Below are 20,105 nucleotides of genomic sequence, written 5' to 3'. Positions count from 1 at the left end.
AGTTGTAGCGTAGGATGTGGGCATAAAAAAAAAGACATCCCGGATAGAATGGGACATCAAATATGTCAGTTTCCATCCACATTCCTACGCAAGAATAATCTTACAGGTTCTAAGGGTCAGAACTTCATGTCCAATCTCAGCCAAAACAGGCACCCCTTGTGGTTAAAGTTATTCAAATGTCTATTTCATTGTATAGGAGGGTAATCCTATAAGCAAGATGATTAACAAACATAGTGATTTTCCTATATAGTAAAAGTTGAACGGAGGAATCTACATGACAAACAGTAAACTATTAGCTGCTCTATGCTATTTTAGTGTCTTCTTCTCCCCTTTGCTTCTTCCCATCATTGTTTATTTTGTTACAGATGATCGAGAAGTGAAATCCCATGCAAAACGTTCTTTAGTTTCACACCTTGTTCCTGTCATCCTCCTTATTGCTACAATTGTCATATTTTCTTTTTCAATGTTTTCCTTTACGGAGAGTATCAATGGAATGCCGAGCACAAACTTCGGATTTTGGCAACTTACGCCATTCTTATTCATGCTTATCTATGGACTACTGCTTATGGCCATTCTAGTATGGAATGTTTTTCAAGGTGTTAAGGTATTGAGATGAATGTTTACTAAACCTCTATTTCGGGAAAATGATAAACATATGCTTTCACTAGGAGTGATTATTTATGAAAATTGGAAAACTTTTAAAAACCGCTATGAAATGGGCGCCCATTATCTACCCGGTTGTGAAAAAAGCCATGTCAAATAAAAAAACATCAGGTACATTAAAACCAAGAAGATAATAAGATGGTCTACAAACATTTTTCTGGTTTGTAGACTTTTTTGTTCTGTTTATTATGATATAGTATGATATAGAAAAGAATGCACGGTAGAAAGGACTTGGAAATAATGATTGCAAAAACGGTAGAGGAAATTGAAGCTTTAAAAAAAATCGGCAAAATTGTAGCCGAAATCAGAGACGTGATGAAAGAAGCGACAATCCCCGGTAAAACAACAAAAGAAATTGATGACATAGGCGGACGTCTCTTCAAAGAGAAAGGCGCAATTTCAGGACCGATTGCAGAATATGACTTCCCTGGAAATACATGCATTAGCGTCAACAGTGAAGTTGCGCATGGCATGCCAGGTTCCCGCATTATAGAGGATGGAGATCTCGTTAACATCGATGTCTCCGGTTCATATAATGGATACTTCGCTGATACTGGTATTTCATTTGTCGTCGGTACGCCTGATGAAAAGAAACAGCAATTATGTGATGTAGCTAAAAGTGCATTTGAGCGTGCAATGACGAAGGTCAAAGCCGGTTCCAGTTTAAACCAAATTGGAAAAGCGGTTGAACGCGAAGCAAAAGAACACGGCTTGAAAGTCATCAAGAACTTGACTGGCCACGGCATCGGGAAAGCATTGCACGAAGAACCATCCCACGTGCTCAACTATTATGATGCTTGGGATAAGACACTTCTGAAAGAAGGGATGGTTCTAGCGGTTGAGCCCTTTATCTCTGAAAAAGCAGAGCATATCATCGAGTCTGGGGACGGATGGACCTTCATCACACCTGACAAGTCGCTCGTTGCACAAATCGAGCATACGATTATCGTTACAAAAGGTGAACCAATTATACTGACACAACTCTAATAACAAAAAAGGGCTGTTCCCCGTCAATCCAATGTAGTTGGGTTGACGGGGACAGCCTTTTTTTCATTTCTTTTTGGGAAGTCCAATTGTTTTCGAATTGCCTTCTGCAAGGTGGCCTTTATACCATACTTTTTGAACCGTTTTAATACCTTTTGTCAGCTTGCGGTAATCACGTTCTTCCGCATATGATAATAGCGTCAATACTTCTCCATCTCCGCCTGCACGTCCTGTTCTACCAGAGCGGTGCAAGTACTGTTCAACTGTGTGAGGCACATCTACATGGATAACATGCGTCAACCCATCGATGTCCAGTCCTCGTGCAGCCAAATCTGTTGCTATTAAAATCTGTAATTCACCTTTACGGAAACTTTCCAATGTTTGCTGTCTCTCAAATTTCGTCATTTCTGAATGAAGGACTGCTATTGGTGCTTCGTTATACTTGAGCTTCATTTCTTTCATGCGAAGCTGATCCACATTGTTAATAAATGCAAGAGCACGAATTCCCTTCAAATAAGAAATCCCACGCAATACATCCGTTTTGTCCCGTGCATCTGTCTTCACAAATGAATGGACGACGGTACCTGACTTCGGCATTTCTTCCGGGCCAACTTGGATGCGAATTGGATTATTCATAAACTTGCTAGCAACAATTTCAATTTCATCTGTTATTGTTGCAGATACGGCAACAACTTGTCTTTCCGGATTTGCCGCCTCAATCATACTTTTCACGATAACGCGATGATCACGCGCTAGCAGCTGATCGCCTTCGTCGAGAACGATGTGACGAATATCGTGCATTTTTAATTTTTTCACTTTAATGAGTTCAGCCAAACGACCGGGTGTTCCAACAACGATTGTCGGTTTTTTCTTCAACTGTTCAATCTGACGCTGCATATTAGCCCCGCCAATTAATTGTGTCACAGTAATACCCGTCCCTGTCACCCATTCTCTGATGACGTTGACGATTTGCATCGACAGCTCCTGAGAAGGTGTAATAATCAATGCCTGTGTCTGTTTTTTATCGCCATCGACCAATTGTAGAAGCGGTAGTACAAATGCAAGTGTCTTACCCGAACCAGTCGGTGATTCTGCCACGATATCTTTGCCTGCAATCATTTCTGGAATCATTTTTTCCTGGATGGGCATTTCATATTCAAATTTCCATTTTTCTTTAATCATATCGTCAAAATTCTCTAAGAAGGACATCATTATCCCTACTTTCACTCTAATCTCTTCAGTTTATCATAAGACGCCCTTGGAGACTCTATTTCTGACAAAACTGTTTAAGGTTTTCGTCTTGCGTTGACTAACTGTTCGAATGCATAAGCAAAACCTATAAGCTCCGGTTCAGTAAATGCTTTACCTGAAAATGTTAAACCGAATGGCTCGCCTACTTCTGTATAATCCGCAGGGACCGTAATGGACGGAAAGCCTGCTGCCGCTCCGAAACTGCATCCATGATCTTGCGGAAAAACCAGCGCTTGAATATCGTGCTCGTCAAACACTTTTCCAAGTGCAATGTCACCCGCTAGATGACGATTACGAAGAAGCGCCTCGATATAAGCACGTTCCGTTAGTGTCCCGCTTGTCCGCTCAACCTTCTCCAACATTACTTGACCGAATTTCAATGTCTCATCTGCGTGTTCATTGTTGAAACGGATGATGTCTGCCAGTGTGCGAATCGAGTTTGTCGCTGGTGTTCCTCCCAGATAAGCGTTCAGAGATGCCTTAAACTCGTAAAGAAGTACGTTGTAGCCAAGGTCATTTTCCATTGTACCCAAGTCGATAGAATCGATAATCACAGCGCCTGCTTCTTCAAGTTTACTGAGTGCCATGTCAAATAAAGACAAACGTTCTGTCGATGCTTCCCGTTCAAAGATTGAACGGGCAACGCCAAGTCGGACACCTTCTAGCGCCCTGGTATCGAGGATAGACATCCAATCGACTTCGTCTAAACTGGATGCGCCAGCAGTTGCAGAGTCTTCCTGGTCTGAACCGATTAGCAGACTAAATGTAATAGCCACGTCTCTTACAGTCCTCGCCATTGGTCCTGGTGTATCTTGCGTATTGGATAGTGGTATCACCCCAGTTCGGCTAATCGCACCAACAGTTGGTTTGAGACCGACAAGCGAGTTCTGGGCTGATGGGTTGAGGATTGACCCTGTTGTCTCCGTGCCGATTGCCACAGTCCCCATATTCGCCGCAATAGCTGCACCTGCACCCGAACTCGATCCCCCGACATCGAATAAACCATAGGGATTATTCACTTGTCCCCCACGCGAGCTCCAACCATTCGTCATCCGGTCAGACATAAAGTTCGCCCATTCTGTCATATTCGTCTTTCCTAAAATAACCGCTCCCGCCGCACGTAATTTCTTCACTAAAAATGCATCATCAGCGGCATAGAAATCTTTGAATGCAAGAGATCCACAACTAGTATGCATTCTATCCTTTGTTCCCATATTGTCTTTCAAAAGAACCGGAATGCCGTGGAGAAGTGATCGCGGTCCTATTTCAAGCCTTTCTACATCAAGTGCCTTTGCAATCTGAACAGCTTCCAAGTTCAATTCCAGTATTGCATTTATATTTCTATTCCTATTTGAAATTGTATCAATATACATGTATGTAAGTTCTTCCGATGACAGATCTCCACTGCTCATCTTTTCCTGCATAGCAGTAATTGTTGCTTCATCTAACCAATCTTTTTGAAGTTTTTTCAATTTATCGTCTAACATCGTATGTCTACCCGCCCATCTATAGCTTTTATTCTAAGTTTACCTCAATTCCCTAATGATAAAACAATGTCACATAAAAATGCCGACTATTGGAGTTGTTCTAGCGAGCAATTTATTAATCGATACGTATGATATATGCTTTCACAGATGCGATGACATAACAAAAATCCCCTACACGTTGGCATAGGGGATTTTTTCACCATGTACTATTTTTATACTTTTGATAGTAATTAACCTGTCTAAGAAATAGGTAAATTTTACGCTTGAAGTGACGATCCTTTTTATAAAACAAGGGATTGCCATATTTACCCGCTCGAAGTAATTTTTTTACGTCTTTAAGTACTTTTGGGTTTTTCACAAACTTCTTAAGTACAATTTTAGGTACAACGGTGAACAGAAAGTTTTCATTGAGTAGTGTTAGTTTTTTCTGTTGCCCATGAATGACATCATCGACTAGATACTTTGCCATATTATGTCCACAAGCAGTGATATAGTAACTTGATCGTCCTTGTCTTATATTCACTTCAAACACTTTGAACTTGCCATCCCGCTCATCATACTTCAAATCGAAGTTCGCATAGCCTACGTAGTTCAGTGCTTCGAGGAATCCTTTTAACTTCATCATCATTTCTTCGTTGTATCGTGTAATGAGTGCTGTATAATTCCCGATTGCCGTTACAGTATGCTCTTGCAGTACGACTTGTGCAAAAGTAATCAGTTCGGCTTTACTACGACTATTCATGTAAAAAACAGAATCCCACATATACGTGTCGTCGCCTGGAATATAGTCCTGGATAATTAAATCTTCCTTGTAGCCACTTGCTTTGATTTTCTCAATAACGACTTGAATTTCATCGTAAGAATCGACCTTGTACACTTTTTCCATACCTGTAAAAGGATGCTTGTAATACTCAACACCGTTGCTAGGCTTAATAATAATCGGAAACATGACTTTTTCCGTGAATGCCTTGTCGTCTTGGCAAGAATAATAATAAGTTGCCGGTGCATCAATGCCATGTTCAGCACACAACTTATAGAAATTTGATTTGACAAGTACATCGTTCATAAGCGGTTCCGGTATGTAATTAAACACGAAATCACTTTTCAGCTCTTCCGCATTTTCAATAATCATTCGTACGTAAAGATCATTCGTTCCAATAAGGAGCATTTTCTTTCCAGGTTCGGCGTATTTGACTGCAACTTCTTTCAAAAAACTAACAAACACTTTTTTTTCTGGAAGTTTCGGATTGAGTTCTATCTTTTTAATAATTGAACTTAAACTGGTGAATGATAAAGGTTCTTTTCCCACTAAAATGGGTTTAATGCCGTACTCCTCATGGAATGAAATAGCCATGTTGTAAGCATTCATGTCTGTTCCTATAATGATTGGTATGAAAGTATGATTTGTCATTTTGTCCTCCAACTATCTTTTCTACTCATAAGTGTAGGGCTCCTGTTTTTCATTGTCAAGAAAGCCAGATAGGTGTGACAAATAGATAATCCAGTACTCCCTCTTGTAGGGGTATGTACTGGATTTAAATTTCCATCTTGTATTAGTCTTGCACTAAGCGAATTGGCCCTTCGACCGGCCAGATTGAAAAGTCTGTTATTATACCGTCCACATTGTATTGATAGGCTTTGTCCACCCATCTCTGGTTTTTCGTAGACCAAACTAATACTTTTCCACCCTGATTATGTATTTCATTAATCACACGCTTATTGATATATGAGACATTGAAGTTAATATATGTTGCAAAAGAAGTCATATCATTTATCTCTTGGAAAGACACATTTTGAATAGATGGCTTCATAAGGAGTGCCACTTCTAATTCAGGAAGCAATGTCGTCATTTTCCTCATCGATTCCATATCGAACGATTGTACAATAATGCTGTTCAAATCCTTATATTCATTTAGCAAGGCTACTACTTTCTCTTCCATTCCTGGATACATTAACGGTTTTTTTAACTCTATTAACAAGCCGGCTTGCCCATAAAACTCGTCTAACAATTCATCAAGAGTCATAATTTGTTCACCTGCAAAAGATGCGTGAAATTTCCCTCCTGCATCCAATTCTTTTAATTCGGCAAGTGTAAAATCTTTCACATAGCCCTTCCCATTTGTAGTCCTGTCCACTTTGTCATCATGTATTATTATTAGCTCACCATCCTTCGATAGGTGAACGTCACATTCTAAGAAGTCTGCTCCAAGCTCTATTGCTTTTTGAAAGGCAGCTTGCGTATTCTCCGGCGCAAAATTAGCCGCACCCCTGTGTGCAATACTAATCATTCCTTTCATCTCTGCATGATAGAAAGGCCTAGCCTCGTAACCTACTAGAAGCAACATACATATACATCCAAAGACAAATAGTAATTTCCTTTTCTTTACCTCTCCCATAGTCATAACCCCACAGCAAATGGTGAATACTGATTATTCAGACCATTCTTTTCATTTATTATATCATATGCGAAAGGTCCTGCAAATGTTATTTTCAGCACGGGATAAAAGATACATATCGAGTCATTTAGATGTATTAATTAGGTTCAAAATATTAGTGAAAAGAAGCACATCTTGCTTACTTCTCGCATAGGTTATAATACAAATACATAACGCAATACATCTAGTGCTACCAGACTATAGATACGGAAGATACCGTTCCTATTAAACTTTCCTTCGGTTTATGTATATACATAGTTTAATCTTTTTTATGTAGCTATGTGGTTTAAAAAAGCATGCCAACCCTTTCAGTATTTGGCATGTGTAAATGTTTTTCTATCATACAGTCCATCTATATAATGTGCGTTATATTGATGGATGCACTATTCAACTGCGTTTTATGTTTAGTAAGGTGCTGCACCGTTCATGATATATCTGCCTTGTTTAATCTTTTCATCGATTTGTTTTTCGATACAACATACGTGTTCCAATACATTTGCTACAGAATCATCTAGACTTGTTAATTCTGGAACACTTGCTTCGGCATTAACTGCTGCCTCGATTTTTGCTACTTCAGCAAATAATATCTCTGCAAGAGCGAATTCAGTGAATACACCCGAAAGAATAACTAGACCTCCTAGAATATCTTCACCTGTGTTAGCCAAATTCATTGCGGCTTGAACATTTGTAAATGCGTTGTTTTTATTCATTTTGTCTCACCTCCTTTTTCATTTTCTATACTTGTACAGGTACATTACTAGCTTATGTCCAGCAGTTCATCTCGCCTGGACAAATAGACAAGATTTTTCGCATTCCATCACACTTTCATTTTAATCAATTACGTCTCGTCGTAATTGCGTCCAGATTTTCTCGAAGGGAGCCGAAAAAGATCGCTATACGACCACCTCAATTACAAAAAGGAGATACTGTAGGCATTGTTACGTTAGGAAGTCCATTGGCAGCTAGTAGAATAGACGCCGGAATTGCTACCTTAAAGAGAATGGGGTATAAAGTGCTTGTTGGGGAACATGTCTATTCAGCGTCCGGATTCCTAGCAGCAACGCCTCAAGAAATGGCATCAGATTTGATGCAAATGTTTTTGAATCAGGATGTGAAGTGGATTTTACCTTCGAGAGGCGGTGTAGGGGTAGCAAGTATTCTCCCTTTCCTTAACTTTTCTGTAATTTCTCAAAACCCAAAAATTGTTTCAGGCTACAGTGACATTACGATATTACTAAATGCATTATATGAATATGCGGACTTAATAACGTTTCAAAGCCTTCTTCTACTTGACTTTAACTCGAATACCCCTTCCTATAATTTCAACCAATTCTTCCAAGCAACTTCAACATTAACCGCCCCTTGGGAAATAAAAAACCCACCAGGTATGACGCTGATCGGAAACGTTCAAGGAAATGTAACGGGCCCAGTTGTTGGAGGTAATTTAACTTCTTTCATCGGAACTTTAGGGACCTCTTTTGAAATCAACACAGCAGGTAAAATTATCGTACTAGAAGAGACACACGAGCCCATTAACACGGTTTACAGATATCTAAACCACCTGTTCTTAGCGAAGAAGTTTGACGAATGCATTGGAATTATTATGGGGGAATGCACAAATTGTGAGATTGCGTATGGAAAATCATATACAGATCTTGTCAATGATTTTCTAGTTCCCTTAGGTAAGCCTCTCATGAGCAACCTGGCAACTGCACACGGCACGTATAAAGCAACAATTCCTATCGGTGCTACTTTGAATATGGACACAGTCAACCGGACATTAACCGTCATGGAACCCCCTGTGAGCCCTTAAGGTCTGATTGTTTATTGGACTCCACAAAAAAGCCACTTAACACAAAATAAAAAATAGAGAGCAAAATTCGTGTGAAAATATGTTAAAAGGTTAAAATCTTGTTTCGATCTCAGATGATTGGCATTGTATGGATATAAATGGATACTCCACTAATACCGCTTTCGCTGGATGGTCTTGTTAGATGGCGCATTTCATAATCAGAGATTAGAGCTGCAATCTATTATTCATCTTTCTTAAATAAAATTATTATCTACATTGTAATTTCAGCATAGACATGCAAAATCACCACTCCCTCAATAATGGATACACTAGCGCAGGCGCGGCAAAGGGGTCGCCGAAGCCCTGAGACTGGATGCGAAGCGCTTATCCAGGCTCAGGGCCAGAGGCATCCTCAAAGCGCCAAGCGATCTACAACCCACATTCCGAATTACAATCCTCTCGATTATGAACACCCTAGCGAAGGTTGCGGATAAATTTCTTTGCATTAGCCCTTTGATTCTCTAATCTCACTCATACTCTATTAATAGAAATAGGAGGAGGGATAAAATGTCTTCAAGTATAGATAAGAACGTTGGATACAGCGGGAATGGATCGGGCTTTGCGTTAATTGTTGTTTTATTTATCCTACTAATCATTGTTGGAGCTGCTTTCGTAGGAAACGGCTTTGATGATGACCATCATGGCTATTGCTAAACCGAAAACAAAGGTAGACTAGGGGAGTATCGATTGTTAAATAACTATCTAGACTTAGTAGCTTACTTTGGAGTTGGTGGTGCGCATCCTGGTGGGTTTTCTTTATCGCAGTCCATACTGATGAACGAAAACATTCAACCTTTTGAATCTGTGTTGGATATCGGTTGCGGTACCGGTCAAACAGCCGAATTCTTAGCCCAAACATTCAATTGTAAAGTTACAGCAGTAGATAATCATCCGGTTATGTTAAAAAAGGCTAGAGAACGCTTCGAGAATAATAGTTCATCTGTTTTAGTAATTGAAGGAGACGCTCAAAAACTCGAGCTTCACGACAATTCCTTTGATTTACTAATTGCAGAATCTGTTATCACATTCACTAATATTCCCAGGACATTAAGCGAACTCTCCAGATTATTAAAGAGTGGCGGTCGTATGATTTTGATTGAAATGACTGCTGAACAATCCATATCGGAAGAATTACAGAAAAAAGCCTGCAGCCTATACGGTGTTAATGAAATTTTAAATGAATCAGAATGGATAGCGAAAATACAACAAGCTGGGTTTACACAAATAGAAATATTTGACACCCCAGCTGACCTAATCCAAACTGATATTAAAGATATAAATCCGTCTGGAAACATACCTATCGACTTCTATGATTTATGGGATGAGCATAACTGTTTCATTTCTCAATACCATGAATTCATCGGCTTTCGTGTGTTTCGGTGTTATTTACCATAAACTCAAAACAATCTTATTCCTAGATAACTATCTAGGAATAAGATTGTTTTATTACAGGATTCTTTTGAGATTAGTACAACTTACTCTTTGGAAAGATAGAACCTGCAATTAGTTCATCGGAGGACTTTCGGTATAACTCAAAATCGTTAAATGGTCCATTCTTTTCTTTGTAGGTATCAATAATTTGATAACCTATATGATAACCAATCCATTTGGGAAGTCTACTTTTGCCATTGCCGTATAAAAAGGTTTGATGGTTCCCTAACCCCATCAAGTTCAGTTGTGGAATAAAGTGTTCATTCCACACTTTGATAGATCTTTCAAGTGAATACAGATTTGTCCATGGAGCCAACCATTTTTCACCGTATAATTCTTTGACAGCAAACTCCCCTAAACCTTCTATAACTAGCGAATCCTTTAAAGGTATTTTGGTAGATTCTAACCCTAAATAGTTTAATCGACAAACGTGGTTGTATTCATGTGCAAATAAAGCCATTATTTCTTCTCTTACGAGTCCTTCAGATAAAAATAAAAACAACCCTCCTTTATATGCTACGCCATTTTTAGATGGTGCTTGCTCTTCCTCTTTAAGTTTCATTTTACTTATCGGAAAAATATAGATGGATATCTCTGGACCTTGCCATAAACTTTTTAAAAACTGATATTCCTCATCAACAATTTGCCAGACGCTTTGTTTCTCCATTTTCCTCACTTGTTTTTCTATGTCAGTCCATTCAATTGGATCAAATAAGCCATGGTTTAGAAGTTCATATTGCAATTCTTCGGGGCTAATTTCAGGAAATGACTTTACAAGTGGCACACAAAGTATTTCACAGTGCCAAAAACATGGACTCTTGCTCGATTGTTCTACACATGCTTTAAAAAACTCATAGAGCCATGTATGCGTTTGGATAACCGACGATTTCCTCATCCTTTTATAATTTATTTTTCCAGTGGAAATAAAAAATCCCATTGAGCCGCTGCGGCGCTAGGGGTAGCCTTCGCTCCGTTTATAAACTAGATTCAATACTTCAACTTAACTAATCACAACAATACATATTAGTACGGGACTAGACGTTTATCTATTACAGAATAGTATTTTCACCATATCCTATCAGTACATGCTTGTAAGTAAGTAAATATGTTTGAAAGGAGGATAAAAAATGTCTCAAACTGACTTTTATAATGTTTGCTCCAGATATCATGGTAAAACTGTGCGAATTACTTGTCGTGATGGCCGCGTTCATACGGGCGAGATTACTAGATTAAATAGAAATATGGTATGGATTCGACCGATTGGTGGTCTTGGTGGATATGGATATGGTTTTGGTGGATTTGGTAGAAGGAGAGATTTCGGATTTGGTATTGCACTTGGTGCGATCACGGGGATTGTCCTAGCATCAGCATTCTTTTGGTAAACCAGTTCTTTTCATGAAAAAAAACTAGTTCTGAAACAATTCCCATTTGTTTCAGAACTAGGTATCTTTTTTTCTATAAAAGTGTTTTTAAAGTGACATTGAATGTCCATGCCTATCCAAATACGCTTCCTTCTCTTTATAATCTGGCATAATGCTTCCAACACGTCTCCAAAACGAACGATCATGATTCATATGGAGTATATGACATAGTTCATGGATTATCACATAATCAATAACTTCAACTGGAGCCATAGCTAAACGATAATTAAAGGTTAGTTTTTTATCCGAACTACAACTACCCCACTTCGCTTTAGACTCTATTATTTCAATGACTTTAGGTTTAACTTTCAATTGTTCTTGATAAATTTTTATCCGTTCTCCTACAATTGCCTTACAGCTAGTAATATAAAACTTCTTGAGCTTTCTTTTAAGCACCTCTTCATTTACCTCACCACACTCTATTAATTCTTGGAGAAAACGCTCCTTTCCAAGATATAAGAACTTCCCTTGAGCGTGATACTCTCTTTCTTTAGGAATTTTTCGAGCTACTTCAATTTCGTGTATTTTCTCAAGTATCTTTTTCGCTCGACTTTTTATTGCACTGACAATAACTTCTTCACTTGTATCTTTGGGTACTTTTACAGTTATGAAACCAAACGAATCTATATGAATGGTTAACTTCTCTCTTTTTCCATACTGAACATTAAATTCTATAATTTCATTTTCAATTTCAACTTTCATGTCTGGCATCTTCCTTATACATTTAATTACATCATCTATTTTTTAAACTTCCCGATTGCATTATATTAAGACAAAAGCCCGTGAATTCACTATCAATTCTCGGGCACGTCTACTTTTTATTTACGCAAGTTCTAGCAACGCTACGCACTCAACGTGTGAACTATGTGGAAACATATCAACAGGCTGCACTTCCTGTGTACGATAACCGCCATCTTCAAGGATCCGTAAATCCCGCGCAAGCGTACCTGGGTTACACGATACGTAAACCACGCGCTTCGGTTTAAACTCCAGAATCGTTTTCAACAACTCTTCGTCGCAACCTTTGCGCGGCGGATCGACAACGAGTACATCGAATCGTTTGCCGTCTGCATACCATTTTGGAATAACGACTTCAGCAGGACCTGCTTCGAAATAAGCATTATCAATGCCGTTCAGTTCTGCGTTGCGCTTAGCGTCTTCGATTGCTTCGGGAACGATTTCGACACCGTATACTTCTTTTGCTTTTTGTGCAAGGAACAACGAGATTGTACCGATACCACAATATGCATCGATGACGGATTCGTTTCCTGTCAACTGTGCATATTCAAGTGCTTGCCCGTAAAGGACTTCTGTCTGTTCAGGGTTCACTTGGTAGAATGAACGTGCTGATATTTCAAAGTCGATATTTCCAATTGAATCCATAATAACCGGTTTTCCGTACAGTAAAACGGTTTCTTCACCGAAAATAACGTTTGTTTTCTCCGTGTTAAAGTTTTGCATTATCGAGGTTACACCTGGAATAACTCTTTTAATAAGTTCAATCGCTGCAGTTTTCTGCGTAAATTTCTTTTTGCGCGTCACTAAAACAACCATTACTTCACCTGAAGTACGCCCTTTACGGACAATTAAGTGACGCAACAAACCAAGATGCGTCTTTTCATCATAGGCATCGATGCCGATTGCATGCAGTTCATATTTCAACATAGCCATCAGGTCATCTGCTTCGTGACTTTGGATAAGACAGATATCCGTGTCTACAATATGATGTGTACGGGATCTGTAAAATCCAGAAACGACCTTACCATCTCGCTCACTGAAAGGTATTTGTGATTTATTGCGGTAGCGCCACGGATCGTCCATCCCTTTTACGGGGTGCACCGGCACGTGCGGCAGTTTTCCGATACGGTCCAGTACATCACGTACCGTTTTACGTTTTTGTACCAGTTGGCCTTCGTAAGACAAATGCTGCATCTGGCATCCACCGCATTCTGAGAACACATGACATGGTGGTTTAACGCGGTCGGGAGATGGTTTTGTGATGTTTAACAGCCTGGCGAAACCGTAATTTTTCAGTGTTTTTCCTACTTGTATGTCAACCTCTTCGCCTGGCAGTGCGCCCGGTATGAAAAGAGGATAGCCTTCCACTTTTGCAACACCCGAGCCATCATGTGTTAAATCTTCTACATGGACGCTAAGGCGATCATTTCTATTCACATTATAAGACATTGTTTTTTCCTCCAAATTTCAGATACATTTAGTTTACCATAGGGTCGGTCCATGGTGTTACCTAGTCAGTCTATGGAGTTACATGGCCGAGTCAGAAAAAAATAAGCTGTGAGGATGTCAGAATCAGCATCCTTACAGCTTATTTTTCCAAATCACTACCTAGGTAATTACTCCTCAGAAGAGCCATTCAAACCTATAAGATCCTCTTTCCGTAATTCAGCCAAAGGTGCAAACATTTCAATATGCCTGTAAAGGTTTTCGAACGTCGCCGGCAATACACCGCCGAATTCTCCATCTAGGTTCAAGAGAACCTTGTCAGTTGATGTCACTTTAATGGTTTCAGCTTTGGTTGAAATAACTAGTGGATCACCAAGATGCTCTCCTCTAAGTGCGAGTGTAACGACCCGGATGAATTCTGCAATATTACATTTCTTCAGAATAAGCAACGTAAATTTACCGTCATTGATGCTTGAACCCGGAGCAAGCTTTTCAAAGCCACCGACAGAATTCGTCAAGCCTACAAGAAACATCATCGCTTCTTCGTCAAACACTTCTCCATCATATTCTATCTTGAGATGAGTGGAGTGAAAAGACGGTAACATTTCAATACCCTTTAAATAATAAGCAAGTTGCCCTAGTACCGTTTTCAATTTACTCGGCACATCATATGTTAATTCTGTCAATCTGCCACCGCCTGCGATATTAATAAAATGGCGATTGTTCATCATACCGACATCGACAGGTATCGTTTCCCCTCGAACAATAATATCCACTGCTTCATTAATATCGCGTGGTATACGCAGTGCACGTGCAAAGTCATTCGTTGTCCCTGTTGGAATAAGTCCAATTTTAGGGCGCTGCTCGAAAGGACTGACACCCCCGATAACTTCGTTCAGCGTGCCATCTCCACCTGAAGCAATGATAAGGTCAAAACCGGATTCCACAGCGTGTTTAGCCGCTTCTGTCGCGTCCCCTTCGCGTGTTGTCGCATGACAAGATGTTTCATATCCGGCTTTCTCAAGTTTCTCTAAAACTTCACTGAGATGTTTGCGGAATGCTTCACGTCCCGATGTCGGATTGTAAATGATTCGTGCTCGTTTCATCCGAATTTCCCTCTATTCGTACATATGTTATTTTTTCAATATTGTTCCGATAGATGACACAATATCAGCCGGGCTGGTTGCATTTACTATTCGGAAATAAGATGTTTGGTACTTATGATTGTTTCTGCAATACAGAAAGGAATGTTTTGCGGATGTCATCGTAGACCGTCAGCCAAAGTTCCGGCTTGGAAGTGTACTCTGCACTAATCCGTTCAATGAATTCCTGTTGTTTTTCTTTGAACTCCGGTGAATCCGCTGCTGGAATATCTTTTCGCAGTTCCAAAACATATTCTTGGATCGAAGCTGCCCGCGGTCCCCATTTCGCTTCAACTTCCCCGTTTTCGTCAAGCAACAAGTAAACCGGGATCGACCTTCCACCGTTCGTCAAATGTTTATCGATCAAATCCGTATCCGTATCCCGATAAGCAGTACGTACGTCTAAATCCGCCGCCTCCGCGATTCTTCGTAGGACCGGATTGTTCATCATTGCGTCCCCGCACCAATCTTCTGTAATGACTAGGATATTCGGTTTCTTTTCCTTCAACAGTCCGATGAATTCGTCATCCGCCGGTACTTCAAATTGTTCATAAATGCGGAAGCTTTCTTCCTTATGCTTTTCCATCTTATCCATATACTGTTCGAGTGAAATGGCTTCACTAAAATAATCTTTTTCAGTTTTCAAAATCATCCACACTCCTTTTCTTTAATTGTACGTCGTCCCTTCCCGCGAATCAAACTACGAGACTAAAAAAAAGACACTCTGCCGTGAGACTTGTTATTGTCCTTGACAGAGCGTTCCTTTTAAATAGTGTCTAATCGCCAAACACTCAGATCATAAGAAAGTAGCGTCTAAACGGCGCCTTGCGCTTTTCTTTTTACCTTTTCGCGATTTCTTCGAGAAGGATTTTATTGACGAGTGGCGGATTTGCTTGCCCTTTTGTCGCTTTCATAATTTGACCAACGAGGAAGCCGACTGCACGCTCTTTCCCGTTTTTATAGTCTTCGATTGATTGTTCATTTGCATCCAGTGTTTCTGTGACGATTGTACGGAGTGTGCCTTCGTCAGAAATTTGGACAAGTCCTTTTTCTTTGACGATGACTGCAGCGTCTCCACCGTTTTCAATCAATTCCTTGAATACCTTTTTCGCGATTTTGGATGAAATAGTTCCATCTGCAATCAGTTTGATCATACTTGCAAGTCCTTCAGGCGTTAATGCAGTAGCATCAAGTTCTTTCGCCTCTGCGTTCAGATAACCTGAAACCTCACCCATGAGCCAGTTGGAAGCAAGTTTCGCATCCGCTCCAGCCGCAACCGTTGCTTCGAAGAAATCAGACATATCCTTCGTCAATGTTAAAACCATTGCATCGTATGCAGGCAAATCTAGCTCAGTGATATAGCGTTCCTTCCGTGCGTCCGGAAGTTCAGGGATTTCCGCGCGGACCCGTTCAATCCATGCTTCATCTATGTGAATATCCGTCAAGTCTGGTTCAGGAATAAAACGATAATCGTTCGCCGGACCTTTCACACGCATTAGAAGTGTTTTACCTGTTGCTTCATCATAACGGCGTGTTTCCTGATCAATTTTCCCACCGGATAGTAAAACTTTTTCTTGGCGTTCCACTTCATATGCAATTCCTCTGCGAACGAAGTTAAACGAGTTCAAGTTCTTCAATTCCGTTTTCGTGCCGAATTCCTCTTGTCCAAACGGACGGATGGAAATATTCGCATCACAACGAAGGGATCCTTCTTCCATGCGGACGTCGGAAACACCTGTATATTGAATGATTGCTTTTAGCTTTTCAAGGAATGCATACGCTTCTTCTGGAGACCGGACATCCGCTTCTGTCACAATTTCAATAAGTGGAGTCCCTTGTCTGTTCAAGTCGACAAGTGAATGACCTTCATCGGTATGTGTCAATTTCCCCGCATCTTCCTCAAGGTGGACACGTTCAATTCGGATTTTTTTCTTCTTGCCCTCGACTTCAATTTCGACCCAGCCGTTTGCACCGATTGGATGTTCATCCTGAGAGATTTGGTACGCTTTCGGATTATCGGGATAGAAGTAATGCTTGCGATCGAAATTAGTGACTGGCGCAACTTCACAATTAAGTGCCATTGCCGCTTTCATACCGAAGTCAACCGCACGTTCATTCATCACCGGCAACACACCAGGATAGGCTAAGTCAATCACGTGGATGTTCATATTCGGTTCCGCACCGAAATGGGCGTGGGCAGGTGACATAATTTTTGAATCGGTTTTAAGTTCTACATGGACTTCAAGTCCGACTACTGTTTCGAAGTTCATAATTATTTCCCCTCCCATGTGACTGGAGTCTGTTTATGGAAATCAGTCGCTTGTTCATAAGCATGCGCCACTTTATACAATGTCGCTTCATCATAATGTTTCCCGATGATTTGAAGACCAAGCGGCAGTCCGTTTGAAAATCCGCATGGAACCGATATCGCCGGCACACCCGCAAGGTTAATTGGAACCGTTAATACATCGTTTGCATACAACGCCAATGGATCGTGAATTTTTTCGCCGATTTTATAAGCTGTTGTTGCGGATGAAGGCCCGATAATCACATCGTATTTTTCGAAAAGAGTTGCAAAATCTTGTGCAATTAATGTCCGTACTTTTTGTGATTTTACGTATACATCTTCGTGATGAGCTGCTCCCAGCGCATACATACCAAACAAAATACGTTTTTTCACTTCATCTCCAAAAGCTTCAGAACGGGAACGTGAATACAATTCCTCGAGATCTTTGACACCTTCAGCACGATAACCGTAGCGGATGCCATCGAAACGCGCGAGGTTTGATGATGCTTCGGATGAAGAAATCGCATAGTACACAGGCGAAGCGTACTTCGAGTGCGGCAGTGAAACTTCTTCCCATTCAGCACCAAGCGATTCAAGAACTTTCAGTGCTTCCATTACCGCATTTTTCGCTTCCGGAGATATACCTTCACCTAGATATTCAGCCGGTACACCAATTTTCAGGCCTTTGATGTCGCCAGTGAGAGCGGCTCTGAAATCAGGCACGTCTAGTGGCGATGTCGATGAGTCTCTTGGGTCTAAGCCTGAAATTACGCTAAGCAACAACGCATTGTCTTCAACATTGCGTGTAATCGGACCGATTGTATCCAACGATGACGCGAATGCAACCAAACCAGAGCGTGACACGCGACCGTATGTGGGCTTCATGCCGACGACGCCACAAAAAGCTGCTGGTTGACGAACAGATCCACCTGTATCCGAACCAAGGGCGAATGCCACTTCGCCAGCTGCTACTGCTGCCGCTGAACCGCCTGACGATCCGCCTGGAACGTAGTCGAGATTCCATGGATTATGCGTTGTTTGGAATGCAGATCTCTCTGTTGTCGATCCCATTCCAAATTCATCCATATTCAGTTTCCCGATTGTTACAAGTCCAGCTTCGTTGATTTTTTCAACAACTGTAGCATCATAGACAGGAACGAAATCTTCGAGCATCTTACTTGCAGCAGTCGTAACGATTCCTTTTGTGACGATGTTATCCTTCAATCCGATTGGTAATCCGAATAGAGGTCCGCGCCCTTCCAAAGGTTGCTTGTCCAACTCTTCCGCTTGTGCAAGAGCCTGTTCTCCGTTTGTAAGGAGGAAAGCTTTTACTTTTCCATCCATTTTCGCAATACGGGAAACTGATTCCTCCGTCAGTTCTTTGACAGACACTTCCCGATTATGTAATAGCGACTGAAGCTCTGTTGCCGTCTTTTTAAATAACGTCATTTTTCTTCCTCCTTAAATCCGTTCATCAAATGATAGTCGGCACTTTAATTTGTCCTGCTTCGTGTTCTTTCACACTCTTCAACATCTCTTCCCGGTCCAGTGCATCTGTAGGGATATCCTGACGGAGAACATTGTATAGAGGCAACGGATGAGTCATAGGAGCTATATGGTCCGTATCCACTTCTTTCAGTTTATCGGCAAACCCGATAATTTCATCAAGTCGTCCGACAAACACTTCCGCCTCAGCATCCGTCATAGCAAGCCTAGCAAGTCCTGCATGGCGTTGTACTTCACTTATCGTTAATTTCGTCATTTTTTCTCCTCCTCATCTTTGAATTGTACGATTAATCATATCATCTTCCCAGAATGTTGAATAGTTATGATGTTTAATAGCCGTAAATATGCACAAAAGGTTTTTCATCACCCGGCTCTTTTACGATTAATGCTTCCGGACCATTTGTGGACGTTATTGTCACTTCAGTATACAAATTTGGAAAGTACTGTTTTACAAGCTCTGTCATAAATTGTGTGAAACCAATTATTTCACTTGAACCGAAAAATTGGATAGGCATTTCTATTCTTAAAGACTTTAAGTCATCGTCTTTATAAAACCCTGTTCCGATTACGTTAACAAAACTAGGGAAATACGCATCAATGTCTTGTTTAAAGTTCTCAAATGTCGTATTCATATCCCTGTATGCGCCTGTCTTTGAAGACGCTGGGAACACCACATATTTCTCATTAACAACTTTCCAGCCAGTCGGAACTGCTTGACCTTTTCCAGCTACAGCTTTCGCAAAGTATGTACCTGGAACAATGGAGTTACGACTTTCTTGTTTAAACAACCCAACAACAATTGGGATATCTGAGAGCCCTTCCTGTGTTCGAAGACGTTTCACAATTTCTTCAGCCATTTTCATACCTTGCTGTTCGATTACCTTATCCGGTATAGTGGTTTCCTTTCCACTTCTCGAATAGCTAATCGAATTAAGTGCAAGGCCTACTGAAATACCGGCAAGGCGGACTTTTTTTTCATCCGTCATAACGAGGTAATTCTGCTCAATGATATGAGCCAAATAAATCGGCGCTTCTTCGGAAGCCTTATCTTCATTCATATCTTTTGGGATGGGGGGATTCAAACCAGCTTCATCAGTGGAACTTCTAGACAACCAAGATCGTGCTGTTTCCTTATCAATATGCTGACCTTCCTGAAAAAAGTGGTTATCGGGTGAAAATTGCTCGTTCGAAATACGTAAAAGCCCTTCTTCCGCTTCCTGCATGTCGTATTTTGTATAGATATTGCTAACAATTAGACCGCGGCTTGCACTTTTTTTGAAAGGTAGCAGTGTTTTGTAGAACTCATCTTTCAACTGAACATCGGGAATCACGACTATTTCCTCGACGCTCTCTTCGTTTTCCTGAATAACTTCCTCTTTTTCTGTACCAAATTGAGGTAAACACCCCGAAAGGAAAAGAATAGCTGCCATTGTGGGTAATATCAATAATCTTTTCATTTCAA

The 20,105-nt window shown here is 40.6% G+C and carries 21 protein-coding genes and 1 riboswitch; of the genes, 7 read left to right on the top strand and 14 right to left on the bottom strand.

The genetic code is table 11. From position 1 onward, the window contains the following. Positions 1-64: 64 nt before the first annotated feature. Positions 65-167, bottom strand: a riboswitch (TPP riboswitch). Positions 168-274: 107 nt separating this feature from the next. The 3 genes from AC25Y5_RS15340 (at position 275) to map (ending at position 1,650) form a co-directional block, all read left to right on the top strand. After that, positions 275-616, top strand: coding sequence for a magnetosome magnetite crystal formation protein family (locus AC25Y5_RS15340; protein ID WP_482105735.1), 342 nt, complete (start codon positions 275-277; stop codon positions 614-616). Between the two features lie 64 nt (positions 617-680). Next, positions 681-797: a hypothetical protein gene (locus tag AC25Y5_RS15335; RefSeq protein ID WP_482105734.1), complete on the top strand. Its 117-nt coding sequence runs from the start codon at positions 681-683 to the stop codon at positions 795-797. Positions 798-903: 106 nt separating this feature from the next. Continuing rightward, positions 904-1,650 carry a type I methionyl aminopeptidase gene (gene map, locus AC25Y5_RS15330; RefSeq protein ID WP_482105733.1) on the top strand — a complete coding sequence of 249 codons (747 nt, stop codon included), beginning with the start codon at positions 904-906 and terminating at the stop codon, positions 1,648-1,650. A gap of 63 nt (positions 1,651-1,713) precedes the next feature. Here map and AC25Y5_RS15325 read toward each other — a convergent pair whose 3' ends face one another. The 5 genes from AC25Y5_RS15325 to AC25Y5_RS15305 all read right to left on the bottom strand — a co-directional run bounded on the left by AC25Y5_RS15325 (position 1,714) and on the right by AC25Y5_RS15305 (position 7,530). After that, entirely contained in the window at positions 1,714-2,856 is a 1,143-nt protein-coding gene (locus AC25Y5_RS15325) for a DEAD/DEAH box helicase (RefSeq protein WP_482103011.1), read from the bottom strand. A 77-nt stretch (positions 2,857-2,933) separates the two neighbouring features. Then, on the bottom strand, positions 2,934-4,385 hold the full coding sequence (locus AC25Y5_RS15320; protein WP_488141055.1) for an amidase family protein: 1,452 nt from the start codon (positions 4,383-4,385) through the stop codon (positions 2,934-2,936). A 196-nt stretch (positions 4,386-4,581) separates the two neighbouring features. After that, positions 4,582-5,796 carry a carboxylate--amine ligase gene (locus AC25Y5_RS15315; protein ID WP_488141054.1) on the bottom strand — a complete coding sequence of 405 codons (1,215 nt, stop codon included), beginning with the start codon at positions 5,794-5,796 and terminating at the stop codon, positions 4,582-4,584. 142 nt (positions 5,797-5,938) lie between these two features. Continuing rightward, entirely contained in the window at positions 5,939-6,781 is an 843-nt protein-coding gene (locus tag AC25Y5_RS15310; RefSeq protein WP_488141053.1) for a glycerophosphodiester phosphodiesterase, read from the bottom strand. A gap of 443 nt (positions 6,782-7,224) precedes the next feature. Beyond that, positions 7,225-7,530: an alpha-helical endospore appendage domain-containing protein gene (locus tag AC25Y5_RS15305; protein ID WP_488141052.1), complete on the bottom strand. Its 306-nt coding sequence runs from the start codon at positions 7,528-7,530 to the stop codon at positions 7,225-7,227. Between the two features lie 179 nt (positions 7,531-7,709). Between AC25Y5_RS15305 and AC25Y5_RS15300 the strand changes: the two genes are divergently transcribed. The 3 genes from AC25Y5_RS15300 to AC25Y5_RS15290 all read left to right on the top strand — a co-directional run bounded on the left by AC25Y5_RS15300 (position 7,710) and on the right by AC25Y5_RS15290 (position 10,067). Beyond that, positions 7,710-8,633, top strand: a complete 924-nt coding sequence (locus AC25Y5_RS15300) for a S66 peptidase family protein (protein ID WP_488141088.1) — start codon at positions 7,710-7,712, stop codon at positions 8,631-8,633. A 546-nt stretch (positions 8,634-9,179) separates the two neighbouring features. Beyond that, on the top strand, positions 9,180-9,326 hold the full coding sequence (locus tag AC25Y5_RS15295) for a YjcZ family sporulation protein (RefSeq protein ID WP_488141051.1): 147 nt from the start codon (positions 9,180-9,182) through the stop codon (positions 9,324-9,326). A gap of 33 nt (positions 9,327-9,359) precedes the next feature. Continuing rightward, a complete protein-coding gene (locus AC25Y5_RS15290) occupies positions 9,360-10,067 on the top strand; it encodes a class I SAM-dependent methyltransferase (RefSeq protein ID WP_488141050.1) in 708 nt (235 codons plus the stop codon). Positions 10,068-10,137: 70 nt separating this feature from the next. Here AC25Y5_RS15290 and AC25Y5_RS15285 read toward each other — a convergent pair whose 3' ends face one another. After that, a complete protein-coding gene (locus tag AC25Y5_RS15285) occupies positions 10,138-10,770 on the bottom strand; it encodes a DUF2268 domain-containing putative Zn-dependent protease (RefSeq protein WP_488141049.1) in 633 nt (210 codons plus the stop codon). A 460-nt stretch (positions 10,771-11,230) separates the two neighbouring features. Between AC25Y5_RS15285 and AC25Y5_RS15280 the strand changes: the two genes are divergently transcribed. Then, positions 11,231-11,485, top strand: a complete 255-nt coding sequence (locus AC25Y5_RS15280; protein WP_488141048.1) for a hypothetical protein — start codon at positions 11,231-11,233, stop codon at positions 11,483-11,485. 87 nt (positions 11,486-11,572) lie between these two features. Here the strand turns inward: AC25Y5_RS15280 and AC25Y5_RS15275 are convergent, their stop codons facing one another. From AC25Y5_RS15275 to AC25Y5_RS15240, 8 genes are all read right to left on the bottom strand, one after another. Next, positions 11,573-12,226, bottom strand: a complete 654-nt coding sequence (locus AC25Y5_RS15275) for a M48 family metallopeptidase (RefSeq protein ID WP_488141047.1) — start codon at positions 12,224-12,226, stop codon at positions 11,573-11,575. A gap of 120 nt (positions 12,227-12,346) precedes the next feature. Beyond that, positions 12,347-13,711 carry a 23S rRNA (uracil(1939)-C(5))-methyltransferase RlmD gene (rlmD, locus tag AC25Y5_RS15270; RefSeq protein ID WP_488141046.1) on the bottom strand — a complete coding sequence of 455 codons (1,365 nt, stop codon included), beginning with the start codon at positions 13,709-13,711 and terminating at the stop codon, positions 12,347-12,349. 167 nt (positions 13,712-13,878) lie between these two features. Continuing rightward, positions 13,879-14,814, bottom strand: coding sequence for a diacylglycerol kinase (locus tag AC25Y5_RS15265; RefSeq protein ID WP_488141045.1), 936 nt, complete (start codon positions 14,812-14,814; stop codon positions 13,879-13,881). A 112-nt stretch (positions 14,815-14,926) separates the two neighbouring features. Continuing rightward, entirely contained in the window at positions 14,927-15,496 is a 570-nt protein-coding gene (locus AC25Y5_RS15260) for a thioredoxin family protein (RefSeq protein WP_488141044.1), read from the bottom strand. A gap of 193 nt (positions 15,497-15,689) precedes the next feature. Next, positions 15,690-17,120: an Asp-tRNA(Asn)/Glu-tRNA(Gln) amidotransferase subunit GatB gene (gene gatB, locus AC25Y5_RS15255; RefSeq protein ID WP_488141043.1), complete on the bottom strand. Its 1,431-nt coding sequence runs from the start codon at positions 17,118-17,120 to the stop codon at positions 15,690-15,692. Between the two features lie 2 nt (positions 17,121-17,122). Continuing rightward, positions 17,123-18,586, bottom strand: coding sequence for an Asp-tRNA(Asn)/Glu-tRNA(Gln) amidotransferase subunit GatA (gatA, locus tag AC25Y5_RS15250; protein WP_488141042.1), 1,464 nt, complete (start codon positions 18,584-18,586; stop codon positions 17,123-17,125). 25 nt (positions 18,587-18,611) lie between these two features. Next, complete coding sequence (gatC, locus tag AC25Y5_RS15245) at positions 18,612-18,899, bottom strand: Asp-tRNA(Asn)/Glu-tRNA(Gln) amidotransferase subunit GatC (RefSeq protein WP_482105718.1); 288 nt, start codon at positions 18,897-18,899, stop codon at positions 18,612-18,614. A gap of 73 nt (positions 18,900-18,972) precedes the next feature. After that, positions 18,973-20,100: a CamS family sex pheromone protein gene (locus tag AC25Y5_RS15240; RefSeq protein WP_488141041.1), complete on the bottom strand. Its 1,128-nt coding sequence runs from the start codon at positions 20,098-20,100 to the stop codon at positions 18,973-18,975. Between the last annotated feature and the right edge of the window lie 5 nt (positions 20,101-20,105).

The sequence above is a fragment of the Sporosarcina sp. Y1011 genome (assembly GCF_057669885.1).
This window is presented reverse-complemented; position numbering and strand designations above follow the sequence as displayed.